Source organism: [Collinsella] massiliensis (assembly GCF_002161605.1).
Taxonomy (GTDB): domain Bacteria; phylum Actinomycetota; class Coriobacteriia; order Coriobacteriales; family Coriobacteriaceae; genus Enorma.
On sequence record NZ_NFIE01000011.1, the window covers coordinates 62,945 to 88,358 of the forward strand.

A 25,414-nucleotide genomic window follows, 5' to 3' on the forward strand; every position below is an offset into this window, starting at 1 on the left:
GCCTGGCTACGCCCAGGCCTCGCGGCCGCGCAGCGCGCGCAGGCCGATGTCGTGGCGGAGCGTCTTACCCTCGAAGTCGATCTTCTCGCACGCCGCGTAGGCCAGGTCGCGGGCGGCCTCGAACGTCTCGCCCAACGCCGTCACCGCGAGCACGCGGCCGCCGCTCGTCACGAGCTCGCCGTCCTCGCGCACCGCCGTGCCCGCATGGTAGACGGTCACGCCGTCCATGGCTTCGGCGTCCTCGATGCCGGTGATGACCTTGCCCTTCTCGTAGCTGCCCGGGTAGCCGGCGCTCGTGAGCACCACGGCCACCGCCCACGCGTCGCGCCACGCGAGCTCGACCTCGTCCAGGCGCTGCTCCGCGCACGCGAGCATGACGTCCACGAGGTCGTTCTCAAGCCGCGGCAGGATGACCTGCGTCTCCGGGTCGCCGAAGCGCGCGTTGAACTCGAGCACCTTCGGCCCCTCCGGCGTGAGCATGAAGCCGCCGTACAGGCAGCCGCGGTAGTCGATGCCCTCGGCCGCGAGCTCGGCCACGGCATCGGCCATGACCTGCTTCATCGCCGCGAGCTCGTCGTCGGTCACGATGGGCACGGGGCTGTAGACACCCATGCCGCCCGTGTTGGGGCCCATATCGCCCTCGAGCGCGCGCTTGTGGTCCTGCGCCGTCGCCATGGGGCGCACGGTCTTGCCGTCGGTGAACGCCAGCAGCGAGCACTCCGGGCCGGTGAGGCACTCCTCCACGACCACCGTCGAGCCGGCCGCGCCGAACGCGCCCGAGAAGCACTCGCGCACCGCCTCCTCGGCCTCCTCGAGGGTCTCCGCCACGATGACGCCCTTGCCCGCCGCGAGGCCGTCGGCCTTCACGACGATGGGCGCCCCCTGCGCGCGCACGTACGCGAGCGCGGCCTCCTCGTCGGTGAACGAGCCGTATGCCGCCGTGGGGATGCCCGCGCGCTCCATGAGCTCCTTGGAGAACTTCTTCGAGCCCTCCATCTGCGCGCCCGCGGCGCCCGGGCCGAAGCAGGGGATGCCCGCCGCGCGCACCGCGTCGGCGACGCCCGCCACGAGCGGTGCCTCCGGCCCCACGACCACGAGGCCCACGCCCGCGCCGCGCGCGAAGTCCGCCACGGCCTGCGGGTCGTCCTCGGCGATCGCCACGTTCTCGCCCACCTGGGCGGTGCCGCCGTTGCCCGGCGCGATGTAGAGCGTCCCGCAGCGCGGCGACTCGGCGAGCTTCATCGCGAGCGCGTGCTCACGGCCGCCGCTCCCCAACAGCAGGATGTCGATGGTCTGGGTGGTATCGGTCATGGCTCCTCCTTAGCGAGCGCAACAGAAACGGGCACCGCTTCGTGGGGTGCCCGTCCTCATGCATCAGAATTCCGGGGTCAGGTACTCGGCGATGTCGTCGAGCTCGGGGTTGTGGTACTCCTCGGGGTAGGTGAAGAGCCCCACGGCATGCAGGCCCACGTGCGTCGCGATCGTGGGGCCGATCGTCGCCACCGTGAGGAAGCGCACCGGTGCGTCGACCTTCTCGAGCGCGCGGTCCATGTACTCGAGCGCCTTGTACGCCTTGGTGTGCAGCTTGTAGTACACCGAGGGGCCGACCTCGCGCGTGCGCTCCGCCATGAGCTTCACGATGTAGTTCACGGCGTTCTTCATGCCCTTCGCCTTGTGGAGCACCTCGATGGCGCCCGTCTCGGTGAGCGACACGACGATCTTCAGGTTGAGCACGGAGGTCGCGAGCCCCTGGAACTTGCTCGCGCGGCCGCCCTTCACGAGGTTGGTGAGCGAATCGGGGATGAAGTAGATCTTGTGCGTGCGGCGGATGTTCTTCACGCGCTCGATGGCCTCGTCCATGGTGCCGCCGGCCTGCGCGATGCACGCGGCCTCGAGCACCATCGCGCCCTGCCCCACCGTCGCCGAGCGCGAATCGATCGCCTCGATGCGGATGCCGCGCTCCTCGGCCACCGCGGCGGCCACGGTGCGCGCGCACTCGTAGGTCCCGGAGAGCGCCGCGGAGAGGTGGATCGAGAGGATCTCGGTGTAGCCCTCGTCGGCGAGCGCGTTGTAGACGTTGATGAAGTCGGCCGGCGCGGGCTGCGAGGTGATGGGCAGCTCCGAGACGGTCTCGAGCCGGTCCAGGAACTCGCCGATCTGGATGTCCACGCCGTCGGAGTACTCCGTCGTCCCGAACGTCACGTGGAGCGGCACGACGTGCAGGTCGTACTTCTCCACGAGGCGCGCCGGGAGGTCGGCGGCGCTATCCAACACGATGGCGAACTTGCTCATGCTCACTCCTTGGAACGCGTATCCTTCACGCGGCGTGCGGGGCGCGGCGCCCGCTTAGCGCCACGAGCGGTTGATGGTCTGCTCGCGGTCGGGGCCAACCGAGACGAACGCGATGGGCGTGTGGGCGAGCTCCTCGAGCCGCGCCACGTAGTCCTGGGCGTTCTTCGGCAGCTCCTCGAACGTGCGGCACGCGGAGATGTCGCACTTCCAGCCCGGCAGCTCCTCGTACACGGGCACGGCGCTCGCGAACGCGCGCTCGTGCTCGGGCACGGTGGTGTAGCGCTCGCCGTCGCAGTCGTAGGCCACGCACACGGGGATGGTGTCGAACGCTGAGAGCACGTCGAGCTTGGTGAGCGCGATGTGCGTGAGGCCGTTCACGCGCGCGGCGTAGTTGGCGATGGGGCCGTCGAACCAGCCGCAGCGGCGGCGACGCCCGGTCGTGACGCCGTACTCGTGGCCGCCCTCGGTGAGCTCCTTGCCCGGGCCCTGGGTGTAGTCGAGCTCCGTGGGCATGGGGCCGGACCCCACGCGCGTGATGTAGGCCTTCATGATGCCCAGCACGCGGTCGATGTGCTTCATGCCCACGCCGGAGCCGGTCACGGCGCCACCGGCGGTGCAGTTGGAGGACGTGACGTAGGGGTACGTGCCGTGGTCGATGTCGAGGAGCGTGGCCTGCGCGCCCTCGAACAGGATGGACTTGCCCTCGTCGATGAGGTCGTTGAGCATGCGCGAGCTCTCGCAGATGTAGGGGCGCAGGCGCTCCGCCATGGGGAGGTACTCGGCGCAGATCTGCTCCACGGTGTAGGTGGGCATGCCGAAGACCTTCTCGAGCTGCGGGTTCACGCGGTCGAGCGCGCGGGCGAGCTTCTCGCGGAACACGCCCTCGTCGAGCATGTCCTGCATGCGCAGGCCGATGCGCGCCATCTTGTCCTGGTAGCAGGGGCCGATACCGCGCTTCGTGGTGCCGATGTTGTGGTCGCCGAGCAGCTGCTCGAAGGCGCCGTCCAGGTCCATGTGGTACGGCATGATGATGTGCGCGTTGCCGGACACCTTGAGATTGGCCGTGGAGATGCCGTCCGCCTCGAACGTGTCGATCTCTTCGAGCAGGACCTTCGGGTTCACCACGCAGCCGTTGCCGATGACCGAGATGCACTCCGGGTACATGATGCCCGAGGGCACCTGATGCAGGCCGTAGGTGCGGTCGCCCACCACGATGGTATGGCCGGCGTTGTTACCGCCCTGGTAGCGCACGACGCAATCGAAGTCGCGGGCGATCAGGTCGCAGATCTTGCCCTTGCCCTCGTCGCCCCACTGGGTTCCCACCAGCACTGTCGAGCCCATGAACTACTCCTCACACGCAGGGAGGCTCCCAGATGAGCTCCCCGTACCCGGCGCACCGGGCGCACAACACAACAGGTTCCATTATATCCGCATCGCGCGACGGCCACGGCCCGATCGCGAATGATACACAGCGGGTGACGGGGCGGCTGCCATAGCCGGCGGGCGGCGGGCGTCGCGCAGGCGATCCGCGGAACGCCCTGCCGGTGCGCTACCCTTCCCCGTGGATCCCGTCGAGCTCGTAGAACTTCGTCGACGCGGGCACGAAGGCCAGGTCCACGTCGCCCACCGGGCCGGAGCGGTTCTTCGCCACGATCACGCGCGTCACGCCCAGATCCGGCCGGTCGTCGCGCGAGGCCTCCTGCTCGTCGGAGGAGCGGTCGAGGAAGAGCACGATGTCGGCGTCCTGCTCAATCGAGCCCGATTCGCGCAGGTCGGAGAGCTGCGGGCGCTTGCCGGTACGGCTCTCCACGGCACGGCTGAGCTGCGAGAGCGCGATGACCGGCACGCCGAGCTCCTTCGCCAAGATCTTGAGGGCGCGGCTCATCTCCGACACCTCGACGGAGCGGTTCTCGGCGCGGCGGCCGGCCGGCGGGCTCACGAGCTGCAGGTAGTCCAGGATGATGAGCGACTTCTCCTTGTTGTGGAGCATGCGGCGCGCCTTCGCGCGAATCTCCGTCACCGTGGTGCCGGGGGTGTCGTCGATGAGGATGTCGAGCTTGGCGAGCTCCTGGGTGGCCTCGGTGATGTTCGCCCACTGCGCCGGCTCGATGCGGCCGGTGCGGAAATCGGAGATGGAAACCATGGCATGCGCGCAGATGAGGCGCTGGGCGATTTCCTTGCCCGACATCTCGAGCGAGAAGAAGCCCACCGTGTAGCCGTCGGCCGCGGCGTTGAGCGCGAGGTTGAGCGCGAAGGAGGTCTTACCGACCGCCGGGCGCGCGCCCAGGATGACGAGCTGGCCCTCGCGCAGGCCGAGCAGCAGGCGGTCGAGGCTCGGGTAGCCCGTGGCGACGCCGTGCGCCTGGCCACCGGCCGCCGCGACCTCAGCCGCCTCGTCGTAGGCCTCGATCATGAAGTCGGTGAGCGTGCGGTAGGCGTTCGAGACCTCGCGGTCGGTGATCTTGAGGATGAGCCCCTCGGCCTGCTCGACCGCTTCCTTCGCGTCGAGCGGGGCGTCGTAGGCGAGCCGGCTGATCTGGTCGGAGGCCTTGATGAGCTCGCGCAGCAGGGAGTCGCGCCGGACGATCTCGGCATGGTGCTCCCAGTTCGCCAGGGGGATCGTGTTGCCCACGAGCTCCAGGATGTAGGCCTCCCCGCCCACGGCGGCGAGCTTGTTCTCGGACGCGAGGTGGTCCACCACCGAGATGGAGTCGATGGGGATGCCGCGCTCGTTCATGGAGACCATCACGTTGAAGAGCTCGCGGTGCGCGGGACGATAGAAGTCGTCGATGCGGAGCTCGGAGATGGCGTCGTCCACCACGTCGGGCGACAGGAGCATGGCGGAGAGGACGTTCGCCTCCGCCTCGGAGTTATTGGGAAGGCCCTGGCGCGCACCGCGATCGATGGCTTCGGGGACGAAATCGTTCGGCGTCACGCGCGTTCCTTTCATTCGCCGACCTGCCCCGGCCGGATGCGGGGACTTTGCTCTGGGAGCATCATCTTAGTGCATCCACGTGCGGAGGATGCCCAGATTAGGGGTCGCAGCAGGTCAATTTCTTTCCACAGGCGCCTGTTCATAACCGCGCGCCGCGCTTCTGCGTAAACGGGAGTTTTCCACACTTTCCACAATGTGAAGCCGCCGCTGGTACTCGTTTTCCACACCACCACGCCTTAACTGGTACTATTCATTTTGCATGATTCTTTTACCAGTATTCTTGATATATAGATTTGTGCATTTCGTGAAACCGCAGGTATTTGCTCCTATCTTATTCATTGCGCAGGAAAACGGGGCTATGCATCATGCGCTCAGGGAGCTCATCGCGACGGCTTTGGCGCGCCCGACGGGGACGGTTTTTCACGTACTCCACATGCTACCTGTGGATTTCTTCAGCACTCGATTTGTCAAGCATAACTTTCAAGATGAGCTTTAACTTTGCACCGCCTCGCGCGCCGCGCATCGCTCTCCCCCACGCCCCCGGCAGATGTAAAAACACCCCAGGGGTATTTTTACACGTCAAATTACCCCTGGGGTATTTTTACATGAAGAAGGCCCGCACCCCCGAGGGCACGGGCCTTCACTCAATGCGATGAGATGGGCGGAAGCGCTACTCAGCGGCCTCGACGGCCTCCTCGACGACTTCCTCGATGATCTCCTCGGCGGCAACCGCCTCGGCGGCCTCCTCGACGATCTCCTCAGCAGCCTCCTCGGCCGCCTCCTCCGCGGTCACGCCGACGAGCACGACAACCTCAGCGCGGATGTCGCGGTACAGCGAGACGGGCACGGTGTGGGCGCCGGCAACCTTGATGGGCTTGCCGAGCTCCACGCGCTTGCGGTCGATGTCGATGCCGAGCTGGGCCTTGATGGCGTCGGCGACCATGGCGGCGGTCACCGAGCCGAACAGGATGCCCTCGTCGCCCACCTTGACGTCGACGGTGACCTGCTGGCCATCGAGCGCCGCCTTGAGCGCGTTGGCATCGGCGAGGCGCTTCTCCTCGCGCTTCGCGATGTTGTTGCGGCGCTGCTCGAGCTGCTTCAGCTCGCCCTTCGTCGCCGCAACGGCGAGCTTCTTCGGGAAGAGGTAGTTCTCGGCATAGCCCTGAGCGACATCGACGATGTCGCCCTCGCCACCCTTGCCCTTGATCTCACCAAGAAGAATGACTTTCATGAGATCTCCTAACCTACACGCCGCCGGAGCGGCGCACATTTACGCTTGGGTCCCTGCGTGCGCGCCATCCCGCGGTAGCTTGCGGAAATTGGCCCACACGTCGACGAGGCCGATGATGCTCAAGACGAACATCGTCTCGAGCGAGATCGCGAACATGATGACGACCACGCGCAGGAAGCACCCGGTGCGCCAGCGCGCGAGAAGCGCGAGGACGACGGCGAGCCCCTGGATCGTGAAGATGTACCTCACGCTCAGGAGCAGCGTCCACGAGGCCGTCCGGACGATCCCCGCAGAGGGGAACGAGAGCGTCGACGCCGCGATGCCGAGCACCGCGAGGACGAGGAGCCCCACCGCCCACAGGGGCGCGTCGAACGAGGAGGGCTGCGGGATGTGCCCGCGCGCATCCGCAGGGGACGGGCGCGATCCCGGCCGCACGGGCGAGATGCCGCCCAGCATCGAGCCCAAGCCCGCCGCCCCGACGTTCACGAGCGCCGTGGTGACGTAGACGATCGGCCAGATGCTCTCGAACACGGGCTCGAGGGCCGTGAGCGTGAGCTCGGCCTCGATCCCGCCTCCCGTATATGCGCGCGCCGCTTCCGCGAGCATCGCGCACATCGCCTCGGCGAGCCCGTAGCCCGCGCGGGCAAGCGACACCGCGTCGATTCCCATCGACACGGCGGCGCAGGCCACAACCACGAGCGAGATGGCGAGGACGCTCGCCCGCCGCTTCCACATGAGGCCGGAAACGGCGATGCACACCCCCGTGAGGGTGGCGGCGTACACCATGCTCTCGAGCCCGAACGCGAGGCACCAGGCGGCGAGCACGCCGCACGCGATGCCGATGGAGCATCCGAAGCCCTTGAGCCCGAAGCGCTCCGCCTGCGTCCGCAGCCCCATCGCCAGGCACGGAAGCCCGAGCATGGGGTAGCGCGCCATGATGGCGACGGAAGCGGCCACGCCCACGTACCAGAGCAGTCCCGAGCGGGAACCGTCGGGGCGGGTGGCGGCCGGAACCAGGTCGGTTCCCGTCACGTCATGTCGCTCGCCGGGTGTCATCATGAAGCGAAGAGCCGGCTGCTAGTCGCGGTTGCGGCCGCCGCGGGAGGAAACCACGGGAACCGCATACGGCAGAAGCGCCATCTCGCGAGCGCGCTTGATGGCGTTCGCGATGTCATGCTGGTGTTGCGTGCAAGCGCCAGTGACGCGACGCGGCTTGATCTTGCCGCGGTCGGTCATGTACTTACGGAGAAGCTGAGTATCCTTGTAATCGATGTACTCGGTGTTCTCCTTGCAGAACTGGCAGTACTTACGACGCGGCTGACGTGCTGAGTAATCATTAGCCATGTCAAAATACCTTTCGTGTGACACGGGGGCTCACGCCTCCGTGCGTTCGTGCAAGCCAGCCCGCCTAGAACGGGATATCCTGATCGAAGAAATCCGCTGCCGGCGGGGTCTGGACGGGAGCCTGGGGTCGGGGCTGGGGCTGCGGCGCGTAGCCATGGGAAGCCTGCTGGGGCGCGTGGGCATACCCGCCGTCACCCTGGTTGGAGCGGCTCATGAACTCGATCTCATCGACGATGACCTCGAGCTTGCTGCGACGCTGGCCGTCGCGCTCCCACGAGCTGTAGCGCAGCTTGCCCTCGATGGCGACCTTGGATCCCTTGCTGAGGTAGCGGCTCACCGCCTCCGCGCGCGCGCCGAACATGGTGCAGTCCACGAAGTTGGGGTAATCCTCCCATTCGCCGGTCTGCGGGTTGCGGCGACGGTCGTTCACCGCCACGCCGAACGAGAGCACCTGCGTGCCGCCGCTCGTCATGCGCAGTTCCGGGTCTCGGGTGAGGTTGCCGGAGATATTCACTCGGTTGATGCTCATACGTGCTCACTACCTCTCATGTTTCGGGACGCGCGCGGCGGCCAGGCCGTCCGCATGGTGGCGCGCCCCTTCCATACGGATCTACTCCTTGTCGTCACGACGGACGATCATGTGGCGCTCCACCGCATCGGTGATGCGGAGAACGCGATCGAGCTCGGCGATCGACGCGGGATCTGCATGGAAGTTGATGAGGGTGTAGTCACCTTCGGTGAGGTTGTTGATCTCGTAAGCGAGCTTGCGCTTACCCCACTCCTCAACGTTGTCAACCTTGCCGTTCGCCTCGGCGATCGTGGTGTCGATGCGCTTCATCACCGCGAGACGGGTCTCGGGGTCGAGGGAAGGGTTGACGAAGAACAGCAGTTCATAGGCCTTCATGTGGTCACCTCCTCTGGACAAACGGCTTCGGGTCGTGAAGGTGCGCCCGAAGCAGGAAAGGACTCAGCTACTATAGCCGCTTGCCCGGCGAATCTCAAGGAGGCGCAGCTACCACCTCATGAGTTTCACAAATCCCCGCAGGTCACGCCTGCAAGATGCGCCAGGCGGGAGCGGCTCCCCCGCGTCCCTTCCATGCACCGCAAGCATCTCATGCCGACCCGACAGATTTCCCGGCGAACCTTGCACGAACCTGGCAGAAACCTTGTCTCCGATCTGGCACGCGCGCATCCGCCCAGCTGGCAGGCCGCCCATCGCGTGCAGGCGGCCATACCAGTGAGAACCACCCAGGCGAAATCACCACGCCGATTCCACGAGCTCGCGCCGCACGCCTCCCCGCGCGCGGCGCCGCAAGCCGCCCGAAATGCAAAAAAGCCCGCTGCCGCACGGGCAACGGGCTTCACGATCTGCTGGCGGAGGAGGAGGGATTCGAACCCTCGTACCCGGGGTTACCGGATAAACGGTTTTCGAGACCGCCGCATTCAACCACTCTGCCACCCCTCCGCATGGGGTGCATCGGCGCGCCCAGGGTGAGGGCGCGCCGGGGAAAGCAACTGGCGGAGAGTCAGGGATTTGAACCCTGGAGACGCTTTTGACGCCTACACGATTTCCAATCGTGCTCCTTCGGCCACTCGGACAACTCTCCGTTGTTAGCACACGAAATTGTACCGTATCTCCCCCATATTGCAAACGTCTATTTTATGTGCACATGTGGCAGCGATGGCGCGGCCCCTGTCATACTGGTGCGCGGTGCCCCGCACCGCCCCTGGAAAGGATCGCAGATGCCCGAAGCGCTCGCCACACAGCTCCCCGTCATCGCCGCCGCCTCCAGCGCGGGCGGCTCGCTCGCCCAGCCGGCGACCATCCCCATCGGCATCGAGATGTTCGTCGTCGTGGTATCCGCGACCACGGGCGTGCTCTCGGCGCGCCAGCACAAGCTCGATTACGTGGGCGCGCTGTGGCTCGCCCTGCTCGTGGGCCTCGGCGGCGGCCTGCTGCGCGACATCATCCTGCAGGTGGGCGACGTCTACATCCTGAAGCAGCCGCTCGCCATCCCCGTCGCGCTCATCGCCGCGACGGTGGTGTTCGTCTTCCCCATGATCATCGAGAACCAGAACCGCCTCATCGCGGTGCTCGACATCTTCGCCGTGGGCCTCTACGCCGTGCTGGGCGCGGACAAGGCGCACGCCTACGGTTTCGAGCCCACGGTCTGCATCATGATGGGCTTCTTCACGGCCGTCGGCGGCGGGATGCTCCGCGACATCTGCCTCGCGGAGACCCCAGGCATCTTCCAACGCAGCAACTTCTACGCCATCTGCGCCATCGCCGGCGCCGGCGCCTACATCCTGCTCGTCGAGGCGCTCGGCGTGAACAGCATGATCGCCCTTGTGGCCGGCACCGCCGTCGCCATGGTGCTGCGCTGGGCGTCGCTCCACTACAACATCCAGACCCCCACCGAGGTCAACCTCGCCCGCGTGGTGCCGCGGCGCCGGCGCTCGGCCGAGGGCGGAGGCGCCCCCGCACGGCGCGGCAGCACGGGCCGCTCGCCCGACGCGCTCGCCGAGCGGCGCGAGCGCACCCTCGCCGACATCGAGGAGCGCCGCGAGCAGGAGCGCCGCAGCGAGGCGCTCTCCCGCATCGCCCGCAGCCGCCGCAAGCGCGCCCAGCGCCGCATCGACGTGTAGCCGCCCGCGAGACCTGCCCGCGCTCGAGCCCAGCCTCAGCTCAACAAAAAAAGGGACGAGCGCCCCGTGGAGCGCCCATCCCCTATCGCATACGGCAGCGCGCCGGCCGCGCCGCCTCTGTTCCCGTGTCCTACTTTTTCACGAGGCCCGCGCGCACGGCCGCCTTCTTGCGGTCGGTCGCGTTCAGGATGCGCTTGCGCAGGCGGATGTTCTTCGGCGTGACCTCGACGAGCTCGTCGTCGGTGATGTACTCGAGCGCCTCCTCGAGCGTGAATGTGCGCGGCGGCGTGAGCTGCACGGCGATGTCGGCGGTGGAGGAGCGCTGGTTGCCCAGGTTCTTCGTGCGCGCCACGTTCACCACCATGTCGCCCGGCTTGCTGCGCTCGCCCACGATCATGCCCTCATAGCACTCGGTGCCCGGCTCCACGAAGAGCTGGCCGCGCTCCTGCAGCGTGCCGAGCGCGTAGGCCACGGCCTTCTCGGTGGTCATGGAGATCATGGCGCCGTTGTTGCGACCGCCGAGCTCGCCCGCATAGGGGCCGTACTCCAGGAACGTGTGGTAGAACACGGCCTCGCCGTGGGAGACGTTCAGGATGCGGTTCTTGAGGCCCATGACGCCGCGCGTGGGGATGCGGAACTCCAGGTGCGTGACGGTGCTGCCCGCGTGCATGCTCACCATGGTGCCGCCAGCGTTGCCGAAGACCTCGATGACCTTGCCGGAGTACTCATCCGGGCACTCCACCACGGCCTGCTCGACGGGCTCGAGCTTGTTGCCGTGCTCGTCGGTCTTGATGAGCACGCGCGGGCGGCCCACCTGGAACTCGTAGCCCTCGCGGCGCATGGTCTCCATGAGCACGGAGAGGTGCAGGATGCCGCGGCCGGAAACCTCCACGCCGCTCTTGTCCTCGAGCTCCTCGATGCGCATGGTCACGTTGTTCTCGCCCTCGCGCTCCAGGCGCTCCTTGAGCTGGCGCGCGCCCACGATGTCGCCGTCGCGGCCGACGAGCGGCGAGGTCGAGGCCTCGAACACGACGGAGAGCGTGGGCGGGTCGATCTCGATGGGATCGAGGTGCACGGGGTGCTCCGGGTCGGTGTACACGTCGCCGATGTCCGTGCGGTCGATGCCCACCACGGCGGCGATGTCGCCCGCCTGCACCTCGGTGCACTCGGTGCGGCCGAGGTAGTCGAAGGTGTAGAGCTGCTTCACCGTGGCGGTGGAGCTCGAACCGTCGTTCTTCACCACGAGGATCTGGTCGCCGTCGTGGATGGTGCCCGAGAACACGCGGCCGATGCCGATGCGACCCACGTAGCTCGAGTGGTCGATGGTCATGCACTGCATGGCGAGCGGCGCGGTCTCGTCGACCTCGGGCGCGGGCATCTCGTGGATGATCATGTCGAGCAGCGGGTACATGTCGTCGCCGTCGGCCGCCGGGTCGAGGCGCGCGTAGCCGTTCACCGCGCTCGCGTACACCACGTGCTCCATGGCGAAGTCGAGCTGCTCGTCGGTGGCGCCGAGGTCGGCCATAAGGTCGAGGCAGTCGTTGTAGGCGCGGTCGGGGTCGGCGCCCGGGCGGTCGATCTTGTTGAGCACGATCATGATCTTGAGGCCGGTGTCGATGGCGTGGCGCAGCACGAAGCGCGTCTGCGGCATGGGGCCCTCGAAGGCGTCCACGAGCAGCAGCGCCCCGTCGGCCATCTTGAGCACGCGCTCCACCTCGCCGCCGAAGTCGGCGTGGCCGGGGGTGTCGATGATGTTAATCTTGACGCCCTTGTACTCGATCGAGCAGTTCTTGGCGAGGATGGTGATGCCACGCTCGCGCTCCTGGTCGTTGGAGTCCAGCACGCGGTCCTCGACCTGCTGGTTCGCGCGGAAGGCGTCCGTCGCGCGCAGCAGCTTGTCCACGAGCGTGGTCTTGCCGTGGTCGACGTGGGCGATGATGGCGATGTTTCTCAGATTCTCGACGCGCATAGTGCAGCTCCTTGCCTCGTTCTATCTGGAAGCCGGTTCGGGAACCGCCTCGCCTGCGCGCGACTGGTGAGCGCAGCGAATGGAGCGCGCAGGCGAGGCGGTTCCCGAACCGACATGCTCGTACATGATGCAAACGGAATGCGCGGCGAGAAGCCTTTGGGCTGATGAACGACAGGGCACCGAACTCGCGGCGTCTCCTAGCGCAAACGTTAGAAATTGTAAACGATTTCTAGATGAACGGCGGCTCTTCTCCCGCGGGCGCGGGGTCGCTCCATACAAATTCATCGCCGGCGCCGGCGTTCTCATAGGCCACATAGGCCGAATAGCCCACCGGGGCGCCCTCCTCGTCCGTGAGGCCGCGCTCATAGAAGCTCACGAGCACGGCATCCTGGTAGCAGCTCTCCAGGCGGACGACGCCCGCGTACGCGACGGCGTAGCGCTCGATGCGCCCGAGCCCCTCGTCGCGGTTGCCGCGCGCGTTCTCCTTGATGAGCGCCTGCGCCGCCTCGAGGCAGGCATCCATGCCGTCCTCGGCGAACGCCGCCTCGATGCGCCCCTGGCCGGCGTCCTCGGCGCACGCGAGCACGCCGGGGTCGCGCCCCTCCGCGAGCTCGTCGAGCATGTAACCGATCACATCGCAGACCATCGCGTCGAGTTCGGGCGAGACCGCCCCCGTGGCCGCGTCCCGTGCATCGTGAGAATCCCTCGGCATCGTCAATCGCCCCCATCGCCTTCGTCTGAAGCGAGTATATCGAAACGGCCTTGAAACGGCGAATCGCGGCGGCCACAGCGCCGGCGAGCTGCCAGGCCCCGGCGTCGCGCCGGGCTGCCGTGACGCCGGGGCCCGCCCTAGAGCCGCGCGGCCTCCTGCGCCACGCGGCGCGCCGCATCGCGCAGGCGCACGAGCTCCGCGTTGCGCCTCCGCAGCACCGACACCTGGCCGGACAGCATGACCGCGTCCACGATGCCCCACACCGTGAGCATGGACGCCACGGAGACGACGAGCACGCCCAGCGTCCCGCGCGCGCGGGAGAACAGCAGCGTCGCCGCCGCGGCGACGGCCGCCATGCCCGCCATGGCGCGCCGGCGCTCGACGAGCGTCCGCAGCTGCGCGACCACTGCGAGCCGCGCCGTCTCGGCCGCGCGCGCCCGGGCCTCCGCCTCGAACCGGATGGCCTCCGGCGAGCTCCCCGGAGCGCCCGCGCCCCGGGCGGACGCCGCGCCCGCCGTGCGCCCGTGAGCCCCGGCGCGAGCGGCCGAGCCCCTGCCCGCACCGTTCAGCAGCACGTCGCGCGCCTCGTTGATGCGCTTCATCTGCTGCTCGGCGCGGGCGCGGAGGCGCTTGTTCTCGCCGAACTTGTCGGGATGGAGCATCTGCGCGAGCTCGCGGTGCGCGGCGGCTATCTCCTCGCGCGACGCGCCGGGCTCCACGCCCAGCACGCTCAGCGCCTCGTCCCGCGTCATGCGCGTCCCTCGCCCGCGCAGCGCCTCACCGAAACCCGTTCCACGCGCGCCGCGCTACATGGAGCCGAGCTCGCCGACCACATGGCCCACGCGCTCCTCGGTATCGAGCACGGGCACGCCCTCGTAGCGGAAGAAGCGCGCCGGATCATGCATGAGGTCCTCGAGCGGCACGAGCACGAAGTCGCGCTCGCCGAGCTTGGGATGCGGTAGGCGCAGCTTATCGCCGCCATGCGTCTCGCCGTCCATCCAGAGCAGGTCGCAATCGATGACGCGCGGCCCGTTGCGTCGGGCGCTGCGCGTGCGGTTCCTCCCCAGCTTGTCCTCGACCTCGAGCAGCTTGTCGAGCAGCACCGTCGGCGCGAGCTCGGTCTTGATCTCGATGACCGCGTTCGCGAAGGGCGCCTGCCGTGTCTCGTAGGCCGGCTCGCTCTCGTAGATGCGCGAGCAGTTCGAGACGCAGGTGAGCGGGATCTCGGCGATGAGGTCGCGGGCGGCGCGGATGTTGTCCAGGCGCTGCCCCTTGTTGGAGCCGAGCGCCACGAAGGCGCGGCGCGGGTTGGGGCGCGCCACCGCCCAGAAGCCGTTGAGGAACTGCGCGAACCCCGCGACGTTGTGCACGCGGACGATGTTCGCGCCGTTCTCGATGGCGCCCAGGCACACGCCGAACGTCGCGGCGTCGCGGTCGGCCGCCTCCTCGACGCCCGAGATCGCGCCCACGAAGCGCTTGCGCGAGACCGCGCACAGCAGCGGGTAGCCGAGCGAGGCCATCTTGACCGTCTCGCGCTGGATGATGATGTCCTCGTTCGTCGACTTGCCGAAGCCGGCGCCCGGGTCGATGCAGATGCGCTCGCGCGCCACGCCCGCGCGCATGAGGGCGCGCGCCTGGTCGGACAGGAAGCCCATGATGTGGCGCATGATGGGCGCGGAGTCCGGCAGGGTGAACCGGCGCAGCTGCGAGGTGCTCACGTACGCCTGCGCCTGGCGAGACGCGCGGTTCATCATGGCGGCGAGCTCGTCGGTCATGATCGGCGAGGCGCCGCCCGCGGCGCCCTCGGCCGCCTCCAGCGCGTCCGGGGCGGCGGGCGCCTCCCCTTCGGCCTCGGCGCCATCGTGCGCGGGCGCCGCCGCGAAGGCATCGGCGAACGGAAGCTGCTGCTGCGTGTACCCGCTCGAGAGCTTCGGCGTGCCCAGCAGGCGCGTGCGCGAGCGCTTCTGACCCCTGCCGCTCTTCGCCGCGGCGGCCTCCTCCTCGGCCTCGCGGGCGCGCTCCGCCATGTAGGCCGCGGCGGAGGTGTCGAGCTGCACCGCCGTGCGCGCATGCGTGGGCTGGTCGGACACCTCGCCCGCATGCACGATGATGACGCCGCAGGTGCTCGACTGCACGAAATCGACCATCTTGGGGTCGGTGAAGCCCGTCACGTCGTTCACGATCGACGCGCCCACGCGCACGGCCGCCTTCGCGACCTCCACGTGGCGCGTGTCGATGGACACAATCGCGCCCTTCTGCGCGAGCGCCCGCACGACGGGCAGGACGCGGCGCGCCTCCTCGTCCGCATCGACCGGATGGAACCCGGGGCGCGTCGACTCGCCGCCCACGTCGATGATGTCGGCACCGGCATCGAGCATCGCCACGCCATGGGCGATCGCCGCATCGGCATCGAAGTGCTCACCACCGTCGCTGAACGAGTCGGGGGTGACGTTGAGCACGCCCATAATGCGCGGGCGATCGAACGTGAGGGTGTACTTTCCGCAGCTCCATGCCTTGATGTCTTGAGCCATGAGGAAGTCCTTTCGAAAAGACGCGTTCCCCTATTGTATCCACACGCGAAACGCCGCGCCGCCTTCCGCCAAAATGATAAAAACCAGCCTGTCTGGGTTTTATCACTTCCCCAGCCTTTAGAACGAGAACGCCTGGGCGATCTCGCACGAGATGAGCACGTCGGCGGCCGCATCCTGCGGCGTGGGGTCGCGGTTCACGATAACGAGCTTATCCCCCTGGAAATAGCGGGTGAGCCCCGCCGCCGGGTAGACCACGAGCGACGTCCCGCCGATCACGAGCAGGTCGGCCTGGGCGATGGCGCGCACCGCCCCCTCGAGCACGCGCTCGTCGAGCGGCTCCTCGTAGAGCACCACGTCGGGCTTCACCGTGCCGCCGCACACCGGGCACACGGGCACGCCGCGGCCGTCCTCGTGCTCGCGCGAGCACACCCATCGGGCGTCGTAGACCGCCCCGCAACCCTGGCAGATGTTGCGGTGCACCGACCCGTGGAGCTCCCAGACGCGCCGCGACCCCGCCGCCTGGTGCAGGCCGTCGATGTTCTGCGTCACCACGGCATCGAGCTTCCCCACGTGCTCGAGCGCGGCGAGCGTCCGGTGGCACGCGTTGGGCTGCGCGTCGAGCGCCACCATGCGCTCGCGGTAGAAGCGGAAGAACTCGGCCGGGTGCTCGACGTAGAACGAATGCGAGAGCATCGTCTCGGGCGGATAGTCGAAGTGCTGCCGATACAAGCCGTCGACGCTGCGGAAATCCGGGATGCCGCTCGCGGTGGACACGCCCGCGCCGCCGAAGAAGACGGCGTGCTCGTGCTCGTCGAACAGGCGCTCGAGCGTCTGCGCCGCACGGGCAGCGTCGGTGATGGGTTCTGCGTGATGGGCCATGGCTTCCTCCCTCGCTCGCCAAGCCGCGCAAACGCGCACGGTATCATGATACCCGTCTGAACGCGCCGGGCGGCGCCCCGGGCACCCCGGAGCCGCCGCGGCAGCCCACCCGACCCCCGCGCATTGGAGCGACCATGGAAACCTATTCGTTCGCCTCATGGAACGTGAACGGCCTGCGCGCCGTGCTGAAGAAGGAACCGAGCTTCGAAGAGATCGCGCGCGAGCTCGACGCCGACATCCTCGCCCTGCAGGAGACGAAGCTCCAGGACGGCCAGGTCTCCCTCGAGCTCCCCGGGTACACCCAGGTGTGGAGCTACGCCGAGCGCAAGGGCTACTCCGGCACCGCCGTGTTCGCGCGCACCGAGGCGCTCGGCGAGCCCCTCTCCGTGCGCCACGCGGACAGCTTGCTGCCCTTCGCGGGCGAGGGCGACGCCGCGCAGCTCGTGGCCGAGGCCGCCACGGAGGGCCGCGTGTGCGCCCTCGAGTTCGAGCGCTTCTGGTTCGTGGACGTCTACACCCCGAACGCCAAGGAGGGCCTCGCGCGCATCGAGTGCCGCATGGCCTGGGACGACGCGTACCGCGCGTTCCTGAAGGGCCTGGAGGACGAGACGGGCAAGCCCGTGATCACCTGCGGCGACTTCAACGTGGCACACGAGGAAATCGACCTCAAGAACCCCAAGAGCAACCGCGGCAACGCCGGCTTCTCGGACGAGGAGCGCGGCAAGTTCAGCGAACTCGTCGCCGCCGGGTTCACCGATACGTTCCGCCTGCTCCACCCCGACGAGACGGGCGCCTACAGCTGGTGGAGCTACCGCTTCAATGCCCGCAAGAACAACGCGGGCTGGCGCATCGACTACTTCCTGGTGAGCGACTCGATCGCCGGCCAGGTGCGTGAGGCGGACATCCGCTCCGACATCTTCGGCAGCGACCACTGCCCCGTCACCCTCACCATCGAGCTCTAGGGAGCCGGCGAACATTTGCCCCAGCGTTTTGACGTCCCGGGAATGTAAATTTACCCCAGGGGTTATTTGACATTCCCGCAGGGGTTTCTCGTCACACAAATCTGTCGGGGACGTCAAATAACCCCTGGGGTAAATTTACATTCCCGGGCTGCCCTGCCTCTACAGCGTCATGTTCGGTTCCGCGTCGATATCGAGCGGGGCGAACTCGCCGCGCTCGAGCTTTCGCCGCGCGACCTCGGCGATCATCGCCGCGTTGTCCGTGCATGCGTTGCGCGGCGGCAGCGTGACGCGCACGCCTTGGCGGCCGAGCTTCTTCACCATCATCTCGCGCAGGTGCGGATTCGCCGCCACGCCGCCCCCGATGCAGTACTCACGCGCCCCGGTCTCGCGCAGGGCGCCCCAGGCCTTCTTATACTGCACGTCGAACACCGCGGCCTCGAACGAGGCGGCGAGGTCGGGCAGGTGGATGGTGCGGCCCGCCTCCGTCTCCTGCTCGATGTAGTTCACCACCGCGGTCTTGAGCCCGGAGAGCGAGAAACGGTAGTCGCCCTTGCGGTTGAGCGCACGCGGGAAGTCGATGGCCTTGGGGTTGCCCGTCTCGGCCAGGCGGGAGATGATGGGGCCGCCCGGGTATCCCAGGCCGAGCGCCTTCGCCACCTTGTCGAACGCCTCGCCCACCGCGTCGTCGAGTGTCTCGCCCAGCACGCGGTAGTCGCCCCAATCGCGCACGTGCACGAGCATGGTGTGCCCGCCGGAAACGAGTGTGAAGATGAAGGGCGGCTTGAGGGTGGGCTCGGCGAGCAGATTCGCAAAGAGGTGCCCTTCGAGGTGGTTGACGGCGATGAGCGGCACGTCCGCCGCGTACGCCAGGCCCTTCGCGAAGGCCACGCCCACCACGAGCGCGCCCACGAGACCCGGCCCCTGCGTGACGCCGACCGCGGCGAGTTCGCGCGGCTCGAGTGCGCCGCCCGTAAGGCCGAGCGCGGCGGCCGCCTCCTCGAGCGCGGCGTCGATCACCCCCACGATAGCCTCGACGTGCTTGCGAGACGCGATCTCGGGCACGACGCCGCCGAAGCGCGCGTGGAAGTCGATCTGCGTCGAAACCTGGTTCGCAAGCAGCGCGCCCTCGGAATCGATGATCGCCGCCGCCGTCTCGTCGCACGAGCTCTCGATGGCGAGCACGAGCTTGCGGCGCGCGATCTCCGCGCGCTCCTCGTCGGAACGAGCGGGAGCGGCGAGCGGCCAGGCGCGCATCGCGGCGGCGGTTGGCTCGGGCGAGGCCGCGTCGACGGGCAGCACGAGCGGGAGCTGCGCCTTCATGATGATGGCATCGGCACCCTGCCCGTAGTACCCCGGACGCACGCCGGCCTGCGCGAACCCGAGCGCGCGATATAGCGAGCGCGCGCCCACGTTTGCCGCCTCGACCTCGAGCGAGGCGGTCGTGCACCCGAGCATCTGAACGTCGTAGCTCACATGGGAGAGCAGCTTGCGCGCGATGCCCTGGCGCCGGTGCCCGTCCGCGACCGCCACGTCGAGGATCTCGATGTCGTGTTCGACGACCATGCCGCCCGCGAATCCCACGAGCTCGCCGTCATCGTGCGCGACCCACCAGCTCCGCGGGACTGCCGGCTCGCTGAATTCCCCTAGGAACTGCTCGGCAGTCCACGGGGTGTGCCCCGCACCCTCGAAGCAGGCACGCTCCAAGTGCGCCGCCGCCTCGGCGTCCGCAGGCCCCATGGGACGGAACTGCAGGTGCCGACCGGCCAGCTCCTCGGCGACGCCTGTCACCTCGCTGCGCGCGCTCTGCTGGAGCCCCAGGCGCTTGCGCTCGTTCTCCTCGGCATCCGAGAGCCGCGTGTAGATGGGCAGCACGACCGCGGGATCGCCCGTGCCCTCCACGCCGCCTGCGCGCTCGCACGCGGCGCGCCATGCGAGCGCCAGCCCCTCGCCGCTCGGCCACCACAGCGCGCGGTCGATGCGCGTCGTGAGCCCTGCGGCATCGAAGCGGTCGCCGTAGCGCACGAGGCCGTCGCCCGTGAGCTGCAGCCGGTCGGCATCGTCCCGTGCGGCCCACTCCTCCACCGCCTGCGCAGCCTTGACCACACGCTCCCGGTCGAAGAGCCGGTGCGCGCCCTCATCGTCCAGCGTATAGAGCGCGGGGTACACCTCGCCGCGCATCGCGTCCGCCGCCACGCCGAGGAGCCCGCGCACGCCGGCGCGCCACGCCGTCCACGCGGTCGCGTCGAGCGTCGACACGCCGTAGAGCGGCACGTTCGCGCCCCGCGCCAAGCCCTTCGCCGTCGAGATGCCGATGCGCACCCCCGTGAACGAGCCCGGGCCGCGACCGACGAGGTACGCATCCACGCCCTCGCGCGCGACCCCCGCCTCGGCGAGCGCGGCGTCGAGCGTCTTGATGAGCTCGATGTTCGCGTGCCGCCGGCACAGATGGTCGCCCGAGGCGAGCACCTCGACGGCGTCCTCCGCGCCGCCGACCCGCGCGACCGCGCATGCGAGCATGTCCGTCGAGGTGTCGATCGCGGCAATGGTGTGTGTCTCGGCCCAGTTTTTCATCTCTCGCGTCCTTTTGTGGTGGAAAAATTCAGATATGCACGATTCGCGTCGCCCCGTCGGCGCTCGTCGCCGGTCGCGGAGCGCCCCGCGCGAAGCAATCCTGCGGTTTTGTCGCGCGAAGCGCTCGCGGGTCGCGCGACTCCCGCGTGAGCGGGGCTCGTGGGGTGCCGGAATCGTGCATATCTGAATTCCAGCACCACGTTTTGCCCGCTCCGCTCAAAAAACCCGCCCGCACGGCGCGCTAGGCGCCCGCAGCCGCACCGACCGCCGCGTCGATCGCCTCCGCAAGCTCCTCTGCGCGCCCGCCGTGCGCCTCCAGCGAGATGGTGCGCGTCGACTCGCCCGTGTGCGCGATCACGACGCCCAAAAACTCATCCGTCAGCTCATCTTGGAACTGCTCGCCCCATTCCAACAGGCACGCGCCCTCGTATCCGAGCACGTCGAAGATGCCCGTGTCCTCGAGCTCGTAGGCATGCTCCAGGCGGTACAAGTCGAAGTGGAAAAGCGGGATCCGGCCGCCGTCGTGCACGGCCATGAGCGCGAACGTGGGGCTCGTCACCGGATGCGCGTCGCCTAAGCCGCGCGCCACGCCCTTGGTGAAATGCGTCTTCCCCACGCCGAGGCCGCCCGTGAGCACGAGCACGTCGCCGTCCGCGAGCAAGGGCGCCACGAGCTCGCCGAAGCGCTCGGTATCCTCCTGCGACGCGCTGAGATACCGGCGCGGGCCCTCCCTGCGCAGCGTCATCGCGGCTCCTCGATCGAAGGGAGCGGGGAATCCGCCGGACTCGTCACCGGGCTCGCAGCATCGCCTTGCGCAGCAGCCTCGGCGCCAGCGGGATGACGCGCGAGCCAGTCGCCGAGCATGCGGAAGTCCGCCTCGAGCAGCTCCTGCCAGGCAGGGTTGCGCAGCGCCGCAGCCGGGTGGAACGTCGGCATGACGGTGAAGTGGCCCGTCTGGTGGAAGCGGCCGCGCAGGCGGGTGATGCCCGTCTCGGTCTTGAGCACGAAATGCGTGGCGGGGTTGCCGAGCGTCACGATCACGTCCGGCCAGATGCTGCGGATCTGCTCGCGCAGGAACGGCGAGCAGGCCAGAACCTCGTCGGGCTTGGGGTCGCGGTTTCCCGGCGGGCGGCATTTCAGCACGTTCGCGATATAGATTTCCTCGCGCGTAAGGCCGGCGAGCGAGAGGATCGCGTTGAGGTTCTCGCCGGCGCGCCCCACGAACGGCTCGCCCTGGAGATCTTCATTGCGCCCCGGCGCCTCCCCCACGAACATGACGCGCGCATGGGGGTTGCCCACGCCGAACACGATGTTCGTGCGCGTCTGGCAGAGCTCGCACAGGCGGCAATCGCCCATCACGGCGCGAATCTCCTCCAGCGACACCTCGCGCGGTTTCTGGTGCGTGTGCCCGGGAATATGCATGATGCCCATCGTGGACTCCTCGCTTCGCTTCCCGCCACGGCATGGGCGCCCTGGCGTCGAGACCTGTGGTATGGCGCGGCCGAGCCGGCGCGACCTAGAGGTACACCTTCTCCAACCGCATGCCGAAGTCGCAGGCGACCTCGTAGTTGATGGTGCCGCGCAGGCGCGCCATCTCGTCCATGGTGATCTCCGCGTCCCCGTCGCGGCCGATGATGGTCACCATGTCGCCGTGCTCCGCTTCCGGAATCTGGTGGATCGGGGTTTGCTGGATGGCGAACATGCACTGGTCCATGCAGATGTTGCCCACCTGATGCGCGCGCTCGCCGCGATAGAGCACGTCCATCCGGTTGGAGAGCGTGCGCGAGAGGCCGTCCGCGTATCCCAGGGGAATCGTACAGATCTGGACGGCGGTGCGCGGGACGCGGTACGTGAAGCCGTAGCTCACGCCCTCGCCCATGGCCGGATGCGTCGTGCGGGTGATGCGCGCCCGCACGCTCATGACCGGCTCGAGCGGCATGCGCGCCGCGGCCGCCTCGCACGGCTGCAAGCCGTACAGACCGATGCCCACGCGCACCATATCGTAGCGCGTGGTGGTGTCGAGCATCGTCGCGGGGGTGTTGTCGCAGTGCACCGTGCCGCACGAGAACCCAGCGTCCTGCATCGCCCGGACCGCCTCGTCGAAGCGCTTGCACTGCAGCCGATAGTCCCAGCCGTCCACGTCGTCGGCGGTGGCGAAGTGCGTGAACACGCCGTCGCATGCCAGGCCGCGATGGAAATCGATGCCGCGGCGGAACTCGAGCACCTCGGTGTAGTGCACTCCGATGCGGTTCATGCCCGTCTCGATAGCGAGGTGGTACTTGCCCACCGTCCCGGCCTGCACGGCGCCCTCGCCATAGGCGAGCGCGAACTCCATCGTGTAGACCGTGGGCATGATCTCGTGCTCGAGCAAGAGCGGGATCGCGCCGATCGGCGGCTCGCTCAGCAGCAGGATGGGAAGGGTGATGCCGCTCTCGCGCAGCCGCACGCCCTCCATGACCGTCGCCACGGCGAACATGTCCGCCCCGGCGGACTGCATCACGCGCGCGCACTCCGCCGCGCCGTGGCCGTAGGCGTCTGCCTTGACCACGCAGCACAGGCGCTGACGCGGCCCGAGCAGCCCCCTGAACGCGCGCACGTTCCTGCGCAGCGCTCCGCGATCGATCTCGACCCACGCCCAGCGCGTCTGGGGCACCTTCTCCATGGGCATGCCGCTCACGCCCCCTTCGCGGTCGTCGCGGGCACGTCTTCGAGCCCCTTGAGCGCCTCTTCGGATGCAAGCGCCATGGCATCGCCGATGACATCGATCAGGTCGGTGGCGATGACGCTCTTCTCGCCGTAGCGGTCGGCGGCGATGAAGCCGGTATAGGAATGGAGCGAGACGGCATAGGAGCACAGCAGCTCCCACGGCCCCTCGTAGGCATGGTTGAGCGCGACGGTTCCCGCAACGATGCCCGAGAGCACATCCCCCGTCCCCGCCGTGGCCATCGATGCCGGGCCGGAGACCGGCAGCAGGACCTTCTCGACGCCGGCGACGGCCGTGACCGGGCCTTTCGCGATAACGATGAAGTTGTCGGAACCAGCAGCCCACAACAGGCGCTGGGCAGCCTCGATGGCGCCCCCCAGATCGCGCACCGCCTCCTCGTCCACCAAGCGGGACAGCTCGCGGTAGTGCGGCGTCAGGATGAGTGGTGCCTCGCGACGGTACAGCTCCGGCGTCTCGTCGAGACCGCCGATCGAGAGCTTGGAGAGGCAGTTGAGCGCATCGGCGTCGAGCACGAGCGGCACATCGAGCTTGAGGAGGCCGGACACCACGTCGATGCAGCCGGCGGCCGTGGTGATGCCCGGGCCGCACAGCACGCACGAGAACTTCTTCGCCGCATCGCACACCGCGCGCCGCGCGGCCGCGCCGAAGGCTCCGCGCGAATCTGCCGGGATGTCGATGACGGGCACGGAGGGCAGCGCCATGCGGATGAGGTTCGCGCAGGTGGCGGGGGTGGCGACCGCGACGTATCCGGCTCCGGCGCGGGCAGCGGCTTTCGCGGCCATAATCGCGGCGCCCGGATAGCTGCTCGAACCCGCTACGACGAGCACGGATCCGCGCGAATATTTATCGATGTTCGAGGGCAGCGGCTCGAGGAAGTCGATGAGGTCGATGGGCTCCACCATCTCAGCCGCATGGTCGACGTCGTCGATGACCTCGTCCAGACGGTCATACAGCCCGCCGCAGAGAATCTCACCGGTGTAATCCGGGCCGTCGGCGCTATACAGGCCGATCTTGGGCGCGAGCATCGTGGCCGTGCGCGCCGCGCGGATGGCGTCCTCCTCGACCGTGCCCGTCTCGGCATCGAGGCCTGAGGGCACGTCGATGGCGACGACCTCGGCGGCGAGCTCGTTGACGGTGGGAATCCAGATGGAGAAGGGCGAACGCAGGCTCCCATGGAAGCCGGTGCCCAGAATGGCGTCGACCACGACGTCCGCACGGGAGACGAGCTCCGCGAGCTCGTCGCGCGAAGGCCCGATGACGATGTTCACATCGCGCCCCGCCGTGCGACGGGCGACGTGCCGGGCGAGCGCGGCAGGGATCTCATCGGGCTCGACCGGGCTCACCACGTCGACATCGATGCCCTTATGGGCGAGGATGTCGGCTGCGACCCACCCGTCGCCGCCGTTGTTGCCGAAGCCGACGAGGATGAGCACGCGCTTGGGGTCCGATGCGGCGACGACCGAGGCCGCGAACTCGCCGGCGAGCTCCATGAGCGTCGCCTTGGAGGTTCCCTCCGCCTCGATGCAGTCTTCTAGACGCCGGACTTCTTCACAGCTCAGAATGGGTTTCATCTGAACCTCCATGCTCTATGAGCGTTTCTCCTGTGAGCGAGGCAAGGGATTCGTCCTGCACGCGCTCGAGCTCATCTAGGATCGATCGAGCCTCCCGGAAGGAGCGGGCCACGCGGGCGCGCTCGTCCTCGCGCTGCTGCTTGGGCCGCGGGCGCGCGTCATCCGAAATGGCCATGGCGTTCGCGACGGCAAGATCGCTCGTGAGGCTTAACGAGAGCGCCACCTCGACGATCTCCTGCTCTTGGGCTATCTGCAGCGCCTTGCCCTGAAGGACAGCGATGGGCCTTCCGTGGTCGTCGCGGGAAACGGAGACGTCCTTGCGCCCAACCCCCTTCGCGAACCCGGTACCGAGCGCTTTGAGCACGGCCTCGCGTGCAGCGAAGCGGGCGGCGTAATGCGCAGCCCGGCGAGGCGCCTGGTCACAGTAGCGCTGCTCTTCCTCCGTGAACATCTTTCGAGCAAACGAAGGGGTCTTCTCGAGAACGCGGCTCATTCGAGCTATCTCGACGATGTCGACACCGATGCCCGCCTCGGCCATGCGCGCCTCCCTCCTAGGAACGTACCCGTGTACCTGCCATAGAAAGTATATACCGCGGTCAGCAATCGACCGATAGCAAAAAGGGCTCCTGACATACGTCAGAAGCCCTCTTCATTTCGTGCACGGCTCGGTGCCGTCCACCGGTCAGCGGCGCCCTGCCCTCCCACGGGCTGACCCCGCAGTACTCTCGGCGCTCGGGGGCTTAGCTTCCGGGTTCGGAACGGGTCCGGGCGTGCCCCCCCTGCCATGGCCGCTGACCGGTGGGCGGCGCCCGCCGGGCGGGGTGAGTCCCCCGCGTGCCCTCAGGGCCGCACAGCGCGGATGCGATCCCGCTCAGACCTGCGTGGGGGCAATCGCGACGGCGACCGGAGCGCTTCGTATGGCGCCGGCGCCGGCCGGGATGCGGAAAGAGCTCGGGCGATTAGTACGGCTCGGCTGAGCGCGTCGCCGCGCTTGCACCTGCCGCCTATCGAACCGGTGTTCTACCGGTGCCCTTACCGGAAGGAGA

Annotated in this window: 22 protein-coding genes, 2 tRNA genes and 2 rRNA genes; 2 read left to right on the forward strand and 24 right to left on the reverse strand. The window is 68.2% G+C overall.

Annotation, left to right across the window (positions count from 1 at the left end; genetic code table 11):
* Positions 1–6 precede the first annotated feature (6 nt).
* From purD to B5G02_RS05940, 11 genes are all read right to left on the reverse strand, one after another.
* The gene (purD, locus tag B5G02_RS05890) at positions 7–1,311 is read right to left on the reverse strand and encodes a phosphoribosylamine--glycine ligase (protein ID WP_094335552.1); all 1,305 of its coding nucleotides are present in this window, start codon (positions 1,309–1,311) and stop codon (positions 7–9) included.
* 63 nt (positions 1,312–1,374) lie between these two features.
* The gene (locus B5G02_RS05895) at positions 1,375–2,292 is read right to left on the reverse strand and encodes a DegV family protein (RefSeq protein ID WP_094335553.1); all 918 of its coding nucleotides are present in this window, start codon (positions 2,290–2,292) and stop codon (positions 1,375–1,377) included.
* 54 nt (positions 2,293–2,346) lie between these two features.
* A complete protein-coding gene (locus tag B5G02_RS05900) occupies positions 2,347–3,633 on the reverse strand; it encodes an adenylosuccinate synthase (RefSeq protein WP_094335554.1) in 1,287 nt (428 codons plus the stop codon).
* Positions 3,634–3,841: 208 nt separating this feature from the next.
* On the reverse strand, positions 3,842–5,227 hold the full coding sequence (gene dnaB, locus B5G02_RS05905) for a replicative DNA helicase (protein ID WP_019239436.1): 1,386 nt from the start codon (positions 5,225–5,227) through the stop codon (positions 3,842–3,844).
* A gap of 670 nt (positions 5,228–5,897) precedes the next feature.
* On the reverse strand, positions 5,898–6,458 hold the full coding sequence (gene rplI / locus B5G02_RS05910; RefSeq protein WP_019239438.1) for a 50S ribosomal protein L9: 561 nt from the start codon (positions 6,456–6,458) through the stop codon (positions 5,898–5,900).
* Positions 6,459–6,497: 39 nt separating this feature from the next.
* Positions 6,498–7,490 carry a DUF2232 domain-containing protein gene (locus B5G02_RS05915; protein ID WP_241146179.1) on the reverse strand — a complete coding sequence of 331 codons (993 nt, stop codon included), beginning with the start codon at positions 7,488–7,490 and terminating at the stop codon, positions 6,498–6,500.
* A gap of 45 nt (positions 7,491–7,535) precedes the next feature.
* Positions 7,536–7,802, reverse strand: coding sequence for a 30S ribosomal protein S18 (gene rpsR, locus B5G02_RS05920; protein ID WP_019239440.1), 267 nt, complete (start codon positions 7,800–7,802; stop codon positions 7,536–7,538).
* Positions 7,803–7,866: 64 nt separating this feature from the next.
* Entirely contained in the window at positions 7,867–8,331 is a 465-nt protein-coding gene (locus tag B5G02_RS05925) for a single-stranded DNA-binding protein (protein ID WP_019239441.1), read from the reverse strand.
* A gap of 81 nt (positions 8,332–8,412) precedes the next feature.
* A complete protein-coding gene (gene rpsF / locus B5G02_RS05930) occupies positions 8,413–8,706 on the reverse strand; it encodes a 30S ribosomal protein S6 (RefSeq protein ID WP_094335556.1) in 294 nt (97 codons plus the stop codon).
* Between the two features lie 468 nt (positions 8,707–9,174).
* Positions 9,175–9,267: transfer RNA gene (locus B5G02_RS05935), tRNA-Ser, on the reverse strand.
* A gap of 51 nt (positions 9,268–9,318) precedes the next feature.
* A tRNA-Ser gene (locus tag B5G02_RS05940) sits at positions 9,319–9,409 on the reverse strand.
* Positions 9,410–9,545: 136 nt separating this feature from the next.
* Between B5G02_RS05940 and B5G02_RS05945 the strand changes: the two genes are divergently transcribed.
* Positions 9,546–10,448 carry a trimeric intracellular cation channel family protein gene (locus B5G02_RS05945; RefSeq protein ID WP_019239443.1) on the forward strand — a complete coding sequence of 301 codons (903 nt, stop codon included), beginning with the start codon at positions 9,546–9,548 and terminating at the stop codon, positions 10,446–10,448.
* 130 nt (positions 10,449–10,578) lie between these two features.
* Here the strand turns inward: B5G02_RS05945 and typA are convergent, their stop codons facing one another.
* From typA to B5G02_RS05970, 5 genes are all read right to left on the reverse strand, one after another.
* Positions 10,579–12,417, reverse strand: a complete 1,839-nt coding sequence (typA, locus tag B5G02_RS05950; protein ID WP_019239444.1) for a translational GTPase TypA — start codon at positions 12,415–12,417, stop codon at positions 10,579–10,581.
* Positions 12,418–12,646: 229 nt separating this feature from the next.
* Positions 12,647–13,129 carry a hypothetical protein gene (locus B5G02_RS05955; protein WP_094335557.1) on the reverse strand — a complete coding sequence of 161 codons (483 nt, stop codon included), beginning with the start codon at positions 13,127–13,129 and terminating at the stop codon, positions 12,647–12,649.
* 137 nt (positions 13,130–13,266) lie between these two features.
* Positions 13,267–13,881 (reverse strand): J domain-containing protein, encoded by a 615-nt coding sequence (locus B5G02_RS05960; protein WP_094335558.1) that lies wholly within the window; start codon positions 13,879–13,881, stop codon positions 13,267–13,269.
* 54 nt (positions 13,882–13,935) lie between these two features.
* The gene (gene folP, locus B5G02_RS05965) at positions 13,936–15,660 is read right to left on the reverse strand and encodes a dihydropteroate synthase (protein ID WP_094335559.1); all 1,725 of its coding nucleotides are present in this window, start codon (positions 15,658–15,660) and stop codon (positions 13,936–13,938) included.
* A 117-nt stretch (positions 15,661–15,777) separates the two neighbouring features.
* A complete protein-coding gene (locus B5G02_RS05970) occupies positions 15,778–16,539 on the reverse strand; it encodes an NAD-dependent protein deacylase (protein WP_094335560.1) in 762 nt (253 codons plus the stop codon).
* Positions 16,540–16,673: 134 nt separating this feature from the next.
* On the opposite strand from B5G02_RS05970, the gene B5G02_RS05975 reads away from it, so the two are divergent.
* Entirely contained in the window at positions 16,674–17,501 is an 828-nt protein-coding gene (locus tag B5G02_RS05975; RefSeq protein WP_094335561.1) for an exodeoxyribonuclease III, read from the forward strand.
* A 159-nt stretch (positions 17,502–17,660) separates the two neighbouring features.
* Here the strand turns inward: B5G02_RS05975 and tsaD are convergent, their stop codons facing one another.
* The 8 genes from tsaD to B5G02_RS06015 all read right to left on the reverse strand — a co-directional run.
* The gene (gene tsaD / locus B5G02_RS05980) at positions 17,661–20,072 is read right to left on the reverse strand and encodes a tRNA (adenosine(37)-N6)-threonylcarbamoyltransferase complex transferase subunit TsaD (RefSeq protein WP_094335562.1); all 2,412 of its coding nucleotides are present in this window, start codon (positions 20,070–20,072) and stop codon (positions 17,661–17,663) included.
* A 241-nt stretch (positions 20,073–20,313) separates the two neighbouring features.
* Positions 20,314–20,817 carry a tRNA (adenosine(37)-N6)-threonylcarbamoyltransferase complex ATPase subunit type 1 TsaE gene (gene tsaE / locus B5G02_RS05985; RefSeq protein ID WP_094335563.1) on the reverse strand — a complete coding sequence of 168 codons (504 nt, stop codon included), beginning with the start codon at positions 20,815–20,817 and terminating at the stop codon, positions 20,314–20,316.
* Positions 20,814–21,503 (reverse strand): uracil-DNA glycosylase, encoded by a 690-nt coding sequence (locus tag B5G02_RS05990; RefSeq protein ID WP_094335564.1) that lies wholly within the window; start codon positions 21,501–21,503, stop codon positions 20,814–20,816. Before B5G02_RS05990 ends, tsaE begins: the two co-directional genes overlap by 4 nt.
* An 85-nt stretch (positions 21,504–21,588) precedes the next feature.
* Positions 21,589–22,740: an alanine racemase gene (gene alr, locus B5G02_RS05995; RefSeq protein WP_094335565.1), complete on the reverse strand. Its 1,152-nt coding sequence runs from the start codon at positions 22,738–22,740 to the stop codon at positions 21,589–21,591.
* 5 nt (positions 22,741–22,745) lie between these two features.
* Complete coding sequence (locus tag B5G02_RS06000; RefSeq protein WP_094335566.1) at positions 22,746–24,368, reverse strand: NAD(P)H-hydrate dehydratase; 1,623 nt, start codon at positions 24,366–24,368, stop codon at positions 22,746–22,748.
* On the reverse strand, positions 24,346–24,906 hold the full coding sequence (gene acpS, locus B5G02_RS06005; protein ID WP_094335567.1) for a holo-ACP synthase: 561 nt from the start codon (positions 24,904–24,906) through the stop codon (positions 24,346–24,348). The genes B5G02_RS06000 and acpS overlap by 23 nt, the downstream gene beginning before the upstream one ends.
* Positions 24,907–25,048: 142 nt before the next feature.
* Positions 25,049–25,164, reverse strand: a 5S ribosomal RNA gene (gene rrf / locus B5G02_RS06010).
* Positions 25,165–25,306: 142 nt separating this feature from the next.
* A 23S ribosomal RNA gene (locus B5G02_RS06015) occupies positions 25,307–25,414 on the reverse strand; the annotation flags it as partial.